Origin of the sequence: Nonlabens sp. SCSIO 43208 (assembly GCF_050703575.1) — a bacterium.
In the GTDB taxonomy this organism is placed as follows: domain Bacteria; phylum Bacteroidota; class Bacteroidia; order Flavobacteriales; family Flavobacteriaceae; genus Nonlabens; species Nonlabens tegetincola.
Genome location: NZ_CP065365.1, coordinates 395,309 through 408,556, shown reverse-complemented (window position 1 = coordinate 408,556; position 13,248 = coordinate 395,309). Strand labels below are relative to the sequence as shown.

The 13,248-nt window shown below is 35.6% G+C and carries 14 protein-coding genes and 2 pseudogenes; 10 read left to right on the top strand and 6 right to left on the bottom strand.

Annotated features, from left to right (window positions below; genetic code table 11):
- Nucleotides 1-86: 86 nt before the first annotated feature.
- The 5 genes and pseudogenes from I5168_RS02075 to I5168_RS02055 all read left to right on the top strand — a co-directional run bounded on the left by I5168_RS02075 (nt 87) and on the right by I5168_RS02055 (nt 4,313).
- A pseudogene (locus tag I5168_RS02075) lies at nt 87-1,273 on the top strand (acyl-CoA dehydrogenase family protein).
- A gap of 72 nt (nt 1,274-1,345) precedes the next feature.
- Nucleotides 1,346-2,123, top strand: a pseudogene (locus I5168_RS02070) (DUF3050 domain-containing protein).
- 213 nt (nt 2,124-2,336) lie between these two features.
- A complete protein-coding gene (locus tag I5168_RS02065) occupies nt 2,337-2,714 on the top strand; it encodes a hypothetical protein (protein WP_431472296.1) in 378 nt (125 codons plus the stop codon).
- 344 nt (nt 2,715-3,058) lie between these two features.
- Nucleotides 3,059-3,550, top strand: coding sequence for a hypothetical protein (locus tag I5168_RS02060; protein WP_431472295.1), 492 nt, complete (start codon nt 3,059-3,061; stop codon nt 3,548-3,550).
- A gap of 4 nt (nt 3,551-3,554) precedes the next feature.
- The gene (locus tag I5168_RS02055) at nt 3,555-4,313 is read left to right on the top strand and encodes a hypothetical protein (protein WP_042276025.1); all 759 of its coding nucleotides are present in this window, start codon (nt 3,555-3,557) and stop codon (nt 4,311-4,313) included.
- A gap of 77 nt (nt 4,314-4,390) precedes the next feature.
- Here the strand turns inward: I5168_RS02055 and I5168_RS02050 are convergent, their stop codons facing one another.
- The 4 genes from I5168_RS02050 to pyrH form a co-directional block, all read right to left on the bottom strand.
- Nucleotides 4,391-4,666, bottom strand: a complete 276-nt coding sequence (locus I5168_RS02050; RefSeq protein WP_042276023.1) for a NifU family protein — start codon at nt 4,664-4,666, stop codon at nt 4,391-4,393.
- Nucleotides 4,666-5,814, bottom strand: coding sequence for an Mrp/NBP35 family ATP-binding protein (locus I5168_RS02045; RefSeq protein ID WP_042276021.1), 1,149 nt, complete (start codon nt 5,812-5,814; stop codon nt 4,666-4,668). Before I5168_RS02045 ends, I5168_RS02050 begins: the two co-directional genes overlap by 1 nt.
- A 157-nt stretch (nt 5,815-5,971) precedes the next feature.
- The gene (gene frr, locus I5168_RS02040) at nt 5,972-6,526 is read right to left on the bottom strand and encodes a ribosome recycling factor (RefSeq protein ID WP_085774069.1); all 555 of its coding nucleotides are present in this window, start codon (nt 6,524-6,526) and stop codon (nt 5,972-5,974) included.
- A gap of 46 nt (nt 6,527-6,572) precedes the next feature.
- Nucleotides 6,573-7,277, bottom strand: a complete 705-nt coding sequence (gene pyrH, locus I5168_RS02035) for a UMP kinase (RefSeq protein ID WP_042276018.1) — start codon at nt 7,275-7,277, stop codon at nt 6,573-6,575.
- 140 nt (nt 7,278-7,417) lie between these two features.
- Here pyrH and I5168_RS02030 point away from each other — a divergent pair, with 140 nt between their 5' ends.
- Both I5168_RS02030 and I5168_RS02025 read left to right on the top strand, forming a co-directional pair.
- Nucleotides 7,418-7,984 carry a DUF3109 family protein gene (locus I5168_RS02030; protein WP_042276016.1) on the top strand — a complete coding sequence of 189 codons (567 nt, stop codon included), beginning with the start codon at nt 7,418-7,420 and terminating at the stop codon, nt 7,982-7,984.
- 167 nt (nt 7,985-8,151) lie between these two features.
- Nucleotides 8,152-8,598, top strand: coding sequence for a ferritin-like domain-containing protein (locus I5168_RS02025; RefSeq protein ID WP_431472294.1), 447 nt, complete (start codon nt 8,152-8,154; stop codon nt 8,596-8,598).
- Nucleotides 8,599-8,676: 78 nt separating this feature from the next.
- Here the strand turns inward: I5168_RS02025 and I5168_RS02020 are convergent, their stop codons facing one another.
- Complete coding sequence (locus I5168_RS02020; RefSeq protein WP_105018248.1) at nt 8,677-9,822, bottom strand: 5-(carboxyamino)imidazole ribonucleotide synthase; 1,146 nt, start codon at nt 9,820-9,822, stop codon at nt 8,677-8,679.
- 72 nt (nt 9,823-9,894) lie between these two features.
- On the opposite strand from I5168_RS02020, the gene I5168_RS02015 reads away from it, so the two are divergent.
- From I5168_RS02015 to I5168_RS02005, 3 genes are read left to right on the top strand one after another with little or no spacing between them, the layout of a single operon-like run.
- Nucleotides 9,895-10,995 carry an adenylate kinase gene (locus tag I5168_RS02015; RefSeq protein ID WP_105018249.1) on the top strand — a complete coding sequence of 367 codons (1,101 nt, stop codon included), beginning with the start codon at nt 9,895-9,897 and terminating at the stop codon, nt 10,993-10,995.
- A 58-nt stretch (nt 10,996-11,053) separates the two neighbouring features.
- Complete coding sequence (gene obgE, locus I5168_RS02010) at nt 11,054-12,070, top strand: GTPase ObgE (RefSeq protein ID WP_431472293.1); 1,017 nt, start codon at nt 11,054-11,056, stop codon at nt 12,068-12,070.
- Nucleotides 12,040-12,798, top strand: coding sequence for a hypothetical protein (locus I5168_RS02005; protein WP_431472292.1), 759 nt, complete (start codon nt 12,040-12,042; stop codon nt 12,796-12,798). Before obgE ends, I5168_RS02005 begins: the two co-directional genes overlap by 31 nt.
- Nucleotides 12,799-12,803: 5 nt before the next feature.
- Here I5168_RS02005 and I5168_RS02000 read toward each other — a convergent pair whose 3' ends face one another.
- Nucleotides 12,804-13,247, bottom strand: coding sequence for a DUF1569 domain-containing protein (locus tag I5168_RS02000; RefSeq protein WP_431472291.1), 444 nt, complete (start codon nt 13,245-13,247; stop codon nt 12,804-12,806).
- Between the last annotated feature and the right edge of the window lies 1 nt (nt 13,248).

Below are 13,248 nucleotides of genomic sequence, written 5' to 3'. Positions count from 1 at the left end.
GTGAGCATTCTCTTATTTTTACGACCAATTCAAAAACTATTGGAACTACACTCAAACGATGTAGTTACTCTATACAAATTATATCTATGAAACCAGATCTATTTGAAGCACCAGATTATTATAACCTAGATGAGTTACTTACCGAGGAACACAAGATGATACGTGATGCAGCTCGTTCTTGGGTTAAACGTGATGTTTCACCTATCATTGAACAAGCAGCACAGGATGCCAAGTTTCCTGAAAGTATTATACCAGGATTAGCATCAATAGGTGCTTTTGGTCCTTATATTCCAGAAGAATATGGTGGTGCAGGATTGGACCAAATCTCTTATGGTTTGATCATGCAAGAAATAGAACGAGGTGACAGTGGTGTGCGCAGTACAGCATCAGTCCAGTCATCGCTAGTTATGTATCCTATATGGAAATACGGTAGTGAAGAACATAGAAAAAAGTTTTTACCTAAACTAGCAAGTGGTGAATTTATGGGCTCATTCGGTCTTACTGAACCGGACCACGGTAGTAATCCAGGAGGAATGACTACTAATTTTAAAGATGCTGGAGATGGAGAAAATATTATTTTAAATGGAGCCAAGTTATGGATATCAAACAGCCCATTTTGTGATGTGGCAGTGGTTTGGGCAAAGAATGAAGAAGGTCGTATCCATGGAGTTATTGTAGAAAGAGGCATGGAAGGTTTCTCTACTCCAGAGACTCATAACAAATGGTCTTTGAGAGCAAGTGCTACAGGTGAGTTGATTTTTCAGGATGTAAAAGTTCCAAAAAGTAATATTTTACCAGGTCGCTCTGGTCTAGGTGCTCCTCTTAGTTGTCTAGATAGTGCTCGTTTTGGTATTGCATGGGGTGCTATAGGTGCTGCAATGGATTGCTACGATACAGCGCTTAGATATGCAAAAGAACGTATCCAATTTGGGAAACCAATTGCAGCTTTTCAATTACAGCAAAAGAAGCTTGCCGAAATGATTACTGAGATTACCAAGGCACAACTACTAGCATGGAGATTAGGAGTGTTGCGGGAAGAAGGAAAGGCAACAAGCGCTCAAATTTCTATGGCAAAGCGTAATAATGTTGAAATGGCTGTTAAGATTGCTCGCGAGGCTCGACAAATTTTGGGAGGAATGGGAATAACAGGTGAATATAGTATCATGAGACATATGATGAATCTAGAAAGTGTTATTACTTATGAAGGAACTCTCACGATATTCATTTGTTGATCACCGGACTTGATATTACTGGAGAAAATGCTTTTAAGTAGGTAATTCGTTAAATATATTATAGAGGCTGCCTACAACAATAGGCAGCCTTTTATTTTTGCACAAATTGAGCTATGAATACAACTATAATTGAATCTAGAATTAGTGACAATCGTAAAAGATTGTTGAGTCATCCTTTATACAATGCTATTTCTAATTTAGGAGATTTACAGGTTTTTACATCTCATCATGTTTTTGCTGTTTGGGATTTTATGTCTTTGCTCAAAGCTCTGCAAAGAGAACTTACCTGTACAACTTCTCCTTGGTTTCCTAAAGGTAGTAATGATACTAGATATTTAATTAATGAAATTGTTTCTAGCTGAAGAATCTGATCTAGATCAAGATGGCAATAGATTGAGTCATTTTGAAATGTATTTAAATGCCATGGAAGGACTAGATGTTAATACAGATTTGATAGTAAATCAAATTCTAACGATTTCTAACCATAATAATCCTATTGAACAAATTTCAAAAACGGACATACCAGATTTTGTCAAAAGATTTTTGACCTTCACATTTGAAATTATCGAGCGTAATCAACCTCACGAAATTGCTGCTGCATTTACTTATGGGCGTGAAGATTTAATTCCTGAAATGTTTACTGAAATTCTTAAAGGAATGCGAGTAGAAGAAGGAGTAGATCTTACTGCCTTGCGATATTATTTTGATAGACACATTGAGTTAGATGGTGATGAGCACGGCCCAATGGCGCATAAAATGGTGGCTCTTTTGTGTGGCGATGATAGTCTGAAATGGGAACAAGCAGCACATGTCGCAAATGATCCTTTACAAAAACGTATTGAGTTATTTGATGGTATTTATGCAGCTATTGGGGTTCCAGAATTAGTCTAGTTGCTTAACAATTAGCAGTATTTAACTTATAAAAATATAGAGTAATTAATGAAATAGATATTTTTGAAGAATTAATCAATCAAATTAACGATATGAAAAACTTTAAAAATTTTATTTCTGTCTTTACTAACAATTGCAACCATATCATGTGGTGATGATGACGGACCAGAAAATTTACCGGTAAATGCCGAGAATATTGCTGGAACTTATTCCTTGACTTTTTTTAGATCTCAAGAAACCTACAATGAAACGGTAAATGGTAGTACAGTAACAAGGGTATACCTAGAAGAAGGTACTGCCTTTAACAACGCCATTTTTGTATTTAATGCTAATGGTACTTACACGAGCTCTGGTACTTATACTTATGATTATGAAGAGCAAGTAAATGGTGTAGTAGTAGATACAGATACAGACATTGATTCCTTAACCAGTTCTGGGACTTATTCTGTAGTTGGAAATTCAATTTACTTGTCTGATGCAGATGAGACTTTTGAGGTGCAAACACTTACAAGTTCAAACATGACACTTTCACTTAATGAGGTGGACGGTGATTCCTCTTATGAGTTGGAAATACGCTTTACTAAGCAATAGAGAACATTCAAGTTGTTATATAAAAATGGCGCTTCATAACCATGAAGCGCCTTTTTTTGGTATTTTATAAAAAGTCATAAAGTATCTCGCGATTCTTCTTTTTCTGCGATTCCAGAAATATCTACTACTGTTTCTATCTGTGGTTTGAATAAATCATAATGTGGTTTAAGGTTAATTTACTTTTTAAGAGTGAATTTCAAGAGCAAACATAAGGCAAATTATTGCTGTTAAACTTTTGAAAATAAGGTGTTAAGGACTTTTTTAAATATACGAAAGTTATTTCTTTTTTTTTTGTAGATGATTTGCAAATCGAAATAAAACATTAATAATTTAAAATATTACAGATGAAAAAATTTAAATTTATACCGTTTTTATTCCTTGTTTTCTCTTTGACCTATATTTCATGTTCTGATGATGAAACAGTATCTGATGATTACAAAAATGATGTTTTGTTAAAGAGTGTTGAAAATGAGGATATTCCAGAAGTATGGGAGTTTAGTATAGTCGTTGATGGTGAAAAAATTAATGGTGAAATATTATTAGATTGGAATCATGAAAAAGAAGTTGCAAACTCAGTCATTGTTAGTAGCAACATATTAGACGCAATTGGGATATCACAATCAGAATTTGATTCTCAATTGCAAACTGAAGTGAATAGTGATGATGATGATGATCCAAATGACGGTTTATCTCCTCATGCGCAATGTATTGAAACGTGCAAAGATAAATACACTGACGAGAATGGAAATAAAATTAGAGGCAGAGGTGCTTGCAAAGCCAACTGTTGGGTAGATACAGCAATACGTTTAGTGGAAGCAATCGTGCCTGCTCTCTAATGATATGGTTACTCATAGAATAAATAAAAAGGTATATCGTTTGGGTTTACAGGCAATATGCCTTTTATCCTTTTTATTTTTCTTTTCCTGTAGTAAAGCTATTTTAAATTCAAAAGCTACTCATGCTAGAGAAATAAAAGTTTTTCAAAAAGGTGATCGGGAAATTCTTTATTTAGGCACTACACATATTGCCAAACCTAGCTTTTTTCAAGAAATGAAAATGCAAATCGATTCATTACGTGATGAAGGTTATGTTTTTTTTAAAGAAGGAGTTTATTTTGAGCAAAATACAGCCGCAGGACTAAAAGATACTTTGCAGAGAAAATTCAGACAATTAATGGGTTTGACAATTGGAGATTATACGGACAAGAATAATAAAACCTTACCTAAATTTTACTCTGATGGTGATTATTTAATGCAAACAGATAGCTTATTAGGATTAAATAAAACAGATAGGTTAGTTGATTTGAGTTATAACAAAATGATCAATTTACATGAAGAAAAGTATGGAGCGATCAGGTTGACAAAATGTGATTGGCAGACTGATTTGTATGATAAATATGAATGTAAAGATGGTAATGCGTTGAAAAAGAGTTTTTACGTAGTAGATATAGCACGTACTGAACATCTTTTTAATGAATTATTGAAATCTGAAAATAAAAAAATTGCGGTTGTATATGGTGCTGGACACTTTAAATGGTTGTATCCTGATATGCTTAAAGCTGGTTTTAATTACAAGAACAAAAGGCTTAGCTTTAAATAAATAATTTATAAAGGACTGTTTATTAAAAATGGCGCTTCATAACCATGAAGCGCCTTTTTTTTGGTATTTTATAAAAGTTATAAAGTATCTCGCGATTCTTCTTTTTCTGCGATTCCAGAAATATCTTCAACTTTCTCTATTTGTGGTGCGTGTTTTTTGATGGTAAGTTCAACACCAGATTTTAAAGTCATTTGATTTACGTGACAACCTACACAAGTTCCCAATAATCTAACAATAACATGTTTATCGTCTTTTATCTCAACCAGTTCAATATCTCCATTATCTCTTTGTAGAAATGGTCGGATTTCCTCTAATCCAGCTTCAACTGCTGCTTGTAATGCTGCTCCTGTCATTATTGCTTTTGTTTGTTCACCGGACTACATCCAGCCATAGTAGTTATTTTAATAGCTTGAGTAGGTGGTAAGTTTTCATTTCGTTTAACTGTTTCTTCAACTACATTACGAGTAATATCAATAAATGCTTGTTCAACTAGAGTATCTTCTTGCATGGCTGCAGGTCTACCTACATCGCCGGCTTCTCTTATCGTTTGCATTAATGGTAATTCTCCTAAAAATCTTACTTGTAAATCTTCTGCAAGATTACGTGCTCCATCCTTTCCAAAGATATGATATTTATTTTCAGGTAATTCAGGCGGAGTGAAATAAGCCATGTTTTCTATAATTCCTAGAACAGGAACGTTGATACTTTCTTGTTGGAACATAGCAACACCCTTGCGGGCATCTGCCAATGCTACATTTTGAGGAGTTGATACTACTACTGCACCTGTTAAGGGTAGTGATTGCATTATGCTTAAATGAATATCACCAGTACCTGGAGGAAGGTCAACTAGTAAAAAATCCAATTCTCCCCATGCAGCGTCAAAAATCATTTGATTAAGAGCCTTTGCTGCCATAGGGCCACGCCAAACTACTGCCTGGTCTGGTTGCGTAAAAAAGCCGATGGACAGTACCTTTACACCATAACTTTCCACTGGTTTCATTTTGGATTTTCCATCCACGTTAACAGAAAGTGGTTTTTCATTAATCACATCAAACATAATCGTAGCACTAGGACCGTAAATATCGGCATCTAATAATCCGACATTAAATCCCATTTTTGCCAATGAAACAGCAAGGTTTGCTGTTACAGTAGATTTTCCTACACCACCTTTACCACTTGCTACTGCTATGATATTATCAATTCCTGGTATAGGTTTTCCTTTAATTTGAGGAGCTTTATTTTCTTGAACTGGTGCTTCAACCTTTAAATTAACTTTCACTTGAGCTTTTTGATAAACCTCTTTGTGAATAGCTTGTAGGATGGAAACTTCAGTTTTCTTTTTTGCTTGTAAGCTAGGATTGTTTATAGTAACATCAACCACTACCTCTTCTCCAAATACTATAACGTTTTTAATGGCTCCACTTTCTACCATATTCTGTCCTTCACCAGGAACTGATATAGTTTCAAGAGCCTTGAGAACATCTTTTTTCTCTATTTTCATGGGTATCACTTAATCTGATTACAAAGATACAACCTAGTGACTTTAAAAAGGAGAAACTGTATAAAAGGATAGAGCGGTGTGATAAGATTTAATTATACCTAAAAATAAAAAGCGAGCCTTTCAAGGCTCGCTTTTTTAAATACTATAAAAGATATTTTTAAACAGTCATGATTTCTTTTTCTTTAACCACGATCATTTCATCAATTTTGGCAACATACTTATCAGTAAGAACCTGAACTTCTTGTTCTGCATTTTTAAGTTCATCTTCTGATAAATCAAGTTTTCTTAAATCATTAAGAGCATTTTTACGGTCATTACGCACACCTACTTTTGAATCTTCTCCTTCTGCCTTAGCTTGTTTTGCAAGTTGACGACGACGTTCTTCTGTCAAAGCAGGAACATTAATGATAATACTCTCACCATTATTCATGGGATTCAATCCTAAGTTTGCAATCATGATACCTTTCTCGATTTCAGGAATCATTGCTTTTTCCCATGGCTGTACACTTATAGTACGCGCATCGGGAGTACTTACATTTGCAACCTGGGTAAGTGGCGTTTGACTACCGTAATAGTCTACAGTCACGCTTCCTAACATAGCAGGACTAGCCTTACCAGCTCGTATGTTAAGTAATTCTTTTTCTAAGTGCTTGATAGCACCATCCATAGCTTCTTTAGCTGTATCTAAAATAAAAGTTGATTCTTCGTTCATGATGTCAATTTATTGAGCACTTGTACAAATATATTGCCGTTTTCAATTATTGTACTCTTGTTCCTATTTTTTCTCCATTTAAAAGCTTTACTAAATTACCGTTTGTATTCATATCAAATACAATTATTGGTAATTTATTTTCTTGACTTAAAGTAAACGCTGTGGTATCCATTACTTTCAGGCCTTTATTAAGAACCTCTTCAAAGCTTATTAAGTCAAATTTAGTGGCGCTAGTGTCTTTTTCTGGATCTGCAGTGTAAATTCCATCAACTCTTGTTCCTTTAAGGATTACATCGGCTTCAATTTCAATAGCTCGTAGTACGGCAGCACTATCTGTTGTGAAATAGGGATTACCAGTACCACCGCCAAAAATTACGACACGTCCTTTTTCTAAATGACGTATTGCCTTGCGACGTATAAAAGGTTCTGCCACCTCATTAATTTTAATTGCAGTTTGCAGTCTAGTAGGTATTCCTGCATCTTCACAAGCACTTTGTAAGGCCAGTCCGTTAATAACCGTTGCTAGCATTCCCATATGATCACCTTGTACGCGATCCATTCCTGCGCTAGCACCTGCTACACCTCTAAAAATATTACCGCCACCAATTACAATGGCTACCTCTACACCCATATCAGTGACTTTTTTAATTTCTTGGGCATATTCTGCAAGACGTTTTGGGTCTATACCGTACTGGCGATCTCCCATTAACGCTTCTCCTGATAGTTTGAGTAATATTCTCTTGTATTCCATGGGTGTTTTTTACAAAGTTGTGCAAATATAATTGAAAGTAAATAGGAATGGAATAGGTGTGAGTTCGCTTTCGCGAAAGCGTATCTAAAAAAATTACATCAATAGTACGACTGAAGTATCTTTGCAAAAAAGTAAGGAAGATGTTTCAGTTAGGGAAAACCATAGTGTCGGACGATCTATTAGAAAAGGAATTTGTTTGTAACATAAGCGCTTGTAAAGGAATATGCTGTGTTGCTGGTGAGGCAGGCGCACCGCTCGAGCAAAAGGAATTGGAAATTCTTGATAACGAGTATGAAAATATCAAACCCTTTTTAAATGATAAAGGTAGGGCTGCAATAGAGGAACAAGGTACCTGGATCGAGCGTGAGAATGGTGAACTGGAAACGCCCTTAGTAAATGGTGCCGAGTGTGCTTATACCATTTTTAATGAGGATGGAACTGCAAAATGTGGTATCGAGGCAGCCTATCATGCAGGTAAAACACCTTTTTACAAACCTATTTCTTGTCATTTGTATCCTGTGCGTATACAAGAATACACCGACTTTAGCGCAGTGAATTACCACAAATGGGAAATTTGTAATGATGCTTGTGAGTTGGGTAAAGAATTGTCGGTTCCAGTTTATAAATTTTTGAAGGATTCTTTGATACGAAAATTTGGTGCTCAATGGTATGAAGAGTTAGAGGACATCGCACAGAACTATAAGTAGGGTTATGTTAATGCTCTGGCATTTATTTTACAGCAGGTTTAACATAATTAGTAGGTTATTGATTCTATTTCAAAAAATGATTTTAATATCCTACTAAAGCTTTGTGAAGTGACCTGTATCTAACCTATGATCGTGCTAACTTGTAGGCAAATTAAAAAACAAAAGCTATGAGTTACACAGAAAAAGTTGCCAACAAGTTAAACGATTTATTAGAGAAAAACTACGACGCCGAAGCCGGTTACAAGGAAGCAAAAGACCAGGTAGATAGCAGTAGATTGAAAGATTTCTTTTCTCAACAAGCACAAGAACGATATGATTTTGGTCATGAGCTAAAATCTGAAATAAGAAGTTTTGGTCAAGAACCAGATAAAGGAACAAGTATCACTGGTGATGCCCATAGAGCATGGATGAATATAAAGTCTACCTTCTCATCTGATAAGGAAGAAACTATACTTGAAGAAGCCATACGTGGAGAAAAAGCGGCTGTAGAGGAGTACAATGAAGTTCTAGCCGAAACATCGCTGCCAGTTTCTACAAGAACAATTTTAACTAAACACCGAGACAACATTCAAACTGCACTTAATCGAGTGAATGCAATGGAGGATATTGCCTAAAATATTTTTTGTTTGGTTGATGAAAAGCCCCAATTACCATTTGTAATTGGGGCTTTCTTTCTTTAAAAATATAATTGGTTATTCTGCTGCAATAACTCTTATTTTCTTTTTAACCTCTTCGGCTATTTTACGTGCTTCGTTTATATCCTTATTAACTATGGTAACGTGCCCCATTTTTCTAAAAGGTCTAGTTTGTTTTTTACCATAAATATGAGGAGTTACTCCAGGCATAGATAGAATTTCTTCAATTCCATCATAAATAACATCGCCAGTATGATTTTCTTCACCTACAAGATTTACCATTACGCTACTTATAACACTTTCTGTATCACCTAATGGAAGGTTGCAAACACATCTTATATGTTGTTCAAACTGATCGGTCATAGAGCCTTCTATGGAATAGTGACCAGAATTATGAGGTCGTGGAGCTACTTCATTCACAAGTATTTCTCCATCCTTAGTCAAAAACATTTCTACTGCGAGTAAGCCTACATGATTAAAAGCCTCGCTCACCTTTAAAGCCACTTCACGTGCTTTATTAGAAATATCGTCACTAATCCTTGCCGGACACAACACGTATTCTACTTGATTAGCCTCTGGATGAAACTCCATTTCAACAACAGGATAGGTTTTCATTTCACCACTTGCATTACGTGCTACGATAACCGCAAGCTCTAGGTCAAAATCAATCATGTCCTCGTATAAACATGGTTGTTCAGGTAACTCTTTTAAATCATCTTGATTTCGAATTACTTTGACGCCTTTACCGTCATAACCGCCTTCGGCGCTTTTCCAAATAAACGGGAATTCACGACCGTGATCCATTTTTGGAGAGTCATAGGTTTCAAAAGGACTAGTAGGAATATTTTGTGAGCGGTAAAACTCTTTCTGTCTAGATTTATTACGTATTAAATTAAGTACGCTGGCACTAGGTGAAACTGCAATGCCCTTATCTTCTAAATCTTGAAGTGCTTGTACATTGACGTTTTCAATTTCAATAGTAAGAACATCCACTTGTTCTCCCATTTCCATCACAGCATCGTAATTCATTATATCGCCTACAAAGAAAACGGTACTTCCTTCAAACGCCGGAGCCGTTTCAACATCGTCCATTACATAGGTTTGAATGTCCCATTTGCGCGTTGTATAAAGCATCATCTTGCCCAATTGGCCACCGCCCAAAATCCCTAATCTAAAGTCTGAAGAAAAATAAGTTTGTTCCATGCTTCAAAAATAAGCACGTTCAATAGAAATTGGCTATTTTCATTATAACTATCTTTGCATAAAAGCTACGAGTTGATCAAACTACACGACCTTTATTTTAAACCCTTTATGAGCGCTAGGGAAATTGATAGCGCGGTTGATAATCTTGCCTATCAACTTAATCGTGATTTAGCAGATAAAAAGCCAATATTTCTCGGGATTCTGAATGGTAGTTTTATGGTCCTTGCAGATTTGGTGCGCAAATTTCAGCATCCTTGTGAAATAGCATTTATCAAGGCAAAAAGTTACGACGGAACACAAAGTACTGGCCAAGTAAAGTTAGAAGGATTGGATTTAGATTTATCCAATAGGACAGTCGTGGTAGTAGAAGATATAGTAGATACTGGGCTTACTGTGGTTACGCTTTCGCGAAAGCTAACACAACTAAATCCCAAAGAACTACTAGTAGCTACCTTGTTTTTAAAACCTGATGTTTACAAACAAGAACTTAAAATAGACTACGTAGGTCTTAATATTGAAAACAAATTTGTCGTGGGATACGGCATGGATTATAATAATTTGGGGAGAGAATTACCCCAGCTTTACGTACAAACTAATAAAATGAAAAACATCGTATTATTCGGTCCTCCTGGTGCTGGAAAAGGAACTCAAGCAGAACGTTTAAAGGAAAAATACAACCTCGTTCATATTTCTACAGGAGACGTTTTTAGATACAACATCAAAAATGCAACAGAACTAGGTACCCTTGCAAAATCTTATATAGATAAAGGAGATTTGGTTCCTGATGAGGTAACGATCAAAATGCTTAAAGCCGAAGTCGAAAAAAATCCTCAAGCCGAAGGTTTTATTTTTGATGGGTTTCCTAGAACAAACGCTCAAGCCGAGGCACTTGATAACTTATTGCAGTCCATGGATACTGAGGTAAGCGGTATGGTTGCACTAGAAGTAGAAGATGAAATTTTAGTAAAGCGTTTACTTGAAAGAGGAAAAACAAGCGGTCGTGCCGATGATGCTAATGAAGATGTTATTAGAGACCGAGTAAAAGTTTATTATAAGCAAACAGCACCACTTAAAGACTACTATGCTGCTCAAGACAAGTATTATGGAGTTGATGGAGTAGGAGCTATTGATGAAATTACACAGCGATTGAGTGTAGAGTTTGATAAGTTATAACATTGACCTCACTCTAAAAATGCGATAAGCATTATTAATTAAATAAGAAATTGAAAAAATGACCGAAGGAAATTTTGTAGACTATACTAAGATACACTTAGAATCTGGTCGAGGCGGAAAAGGTAGTACGCACTTGCACAGGGAAAAGTATGTAGAAAAAGGTGGTCCAGATGGTGGAGATGGTGGTCGTGGTGGTCATATTATTCTTAAGGGTAATAAAAATCTTTGGACCTTATATCACTTTAAATTCAAACGACATTTTAAAGCCGGCGCAGGAGGAAATGGTGCCAAGCAACGTCGTACTGGTGAGGATGGTCAGGATGTAACCATTGAACTTCCTATAGGAACAGTGGTTAAAAATGCTGAAACAGGCCAGGTCATTACCGAAATTCTAGATGATGGTCAGGAGTTTATCATCTGTGAAGGAGGAATGGGTGGTCGTGGTAACTGGCATTTTAAAAGTTCTACCAATCAAACTCCTAGATATGCGCAGCCTGGTACCGAAGGTGAGGAACTGGATGTGATTTTTGAACTTAAAGTTCTTGCAGATATTGGATTAGTAGGATTCCCTAATGCAGGTAAATCTACTTTATTATCAGTTCTAACATCGGCTAAACCTAAAATTGCCAATTATGAGTTTACTACTCTTAAGCCTAATTTAGGAATTGTAGAATATCGTGATTTCAAAACTTTTGTCATAGCCGATATTCCAGGTATTATTGAAGGCGCTGCAGAAGGTAAGGGAATAGGGCATAGATTCTTAAGACATATAGAGCGTAATTCAACCTTATTATTTCTAATTCCGGCTGATGCGGATGATATCAGTGCAGAATATGATGTACTAGTAAATGAGTTAAAAAAATACAATCCAGAACTCTTAGATAAAGAGCGCTTTATTTGTATATCAAAATCTGATATGCTAGATGATGAACTTATGACAGAAATGAGGGAATCACTAGATGATCAAGGAGCTTTTCAAGGAAGGCCTTATATGTTTATTTCTAGCGCTACACATTACAACCTAACCGAGTTAAAGGATCAACTATGGAACATGCTCAACAAATCTACCGAATAAGTTTTTGTTCATTATTTCTTATTCTTTTCTTTTCTATTGAGCTCACAGCTCAAGAATATTTAGGAGAGTGGAGCTTTAAGGAAGTTGATACGACAGCCATTCAAGGTGTAAAACCAACAGCTGTTGAACTTAATAGATTAGCTAGGATGTTTCAAGACCTATCTTTTAAATTGAATAAAGACAATAGCTCTGTCCTTAACTTTGCTGGAAAATCGTACAACTTAACCTATGAGATTGAAGAAAATGTAATAAGGTTTAGTGATAAAAGTGGAGTATTCTATTGGAACGGTGATGAAACAGGAGTGCTAGTTTCTGGAAATGCACATCTCATCATGCATAAAGGAAAGGTAGCTAATACTAAAGTGAATTACTCTTATATTAAAAAATTAGAGTATGCTACCATTGAAGTTGATACGGTCAAACTTCTTAAAAAATGGAAAACTGAAGAGGTAAGAATGCGCGATCAATCACCAGAGTCTTCTAGGGAAGAGCTTCTACTTCTTGATTTTTCATTACACTTTTTATCTCCTGAAATTGTTTCGACTAAAGTTTTGTTTATGGACGCTAAACTTAAATGGGAAACAACTGAAGATAAAGGAATTATATTGATAGAAAGTAAAAATCAATCTTTTAAAAAATGGGCTGTTTACCAACAAACTGATAACAGCTTACTAATTGAAGATTTAGAAAAAGGCCATATTTTCTATATGATAGAAGTAACTGAATAATTCCTTTAAACTCCAAACTGTTCAAAGTGATGATTAAGGTGTTTCCATTGTAAAATTCCCCATTGCTCATCTGTAAATGTACCAAAAACAGGATGAGGTGCCCTATTGGGATTATGTCTATCGTTATACAATTCTTGCATCCATTTCTTTAATTCTGCTTTTTGTTCTTCAAAATTAAAAGTAGCGGTTGATCGAAATGCAGGTGGAGTAGGAGCGTTTTTTTTAAAAGGTTTTGGGCTGTAAAGCATCTTCTTGAATAATAGTTTGACGACCCAATTTGATTTCAGATTTTTATCGTTATAGCCCAGTGCAATCTTTAAAGGCTCTTGACAATGATTCATCATTTGTGCCGTCGTCATTTTACCCCATAAAGGTGCGTCGTCAGGATTAATAGAATCCAGTCTTTCAAGTAATTGATGATAGGATTGAGAATTAAAAAATGATTCCATA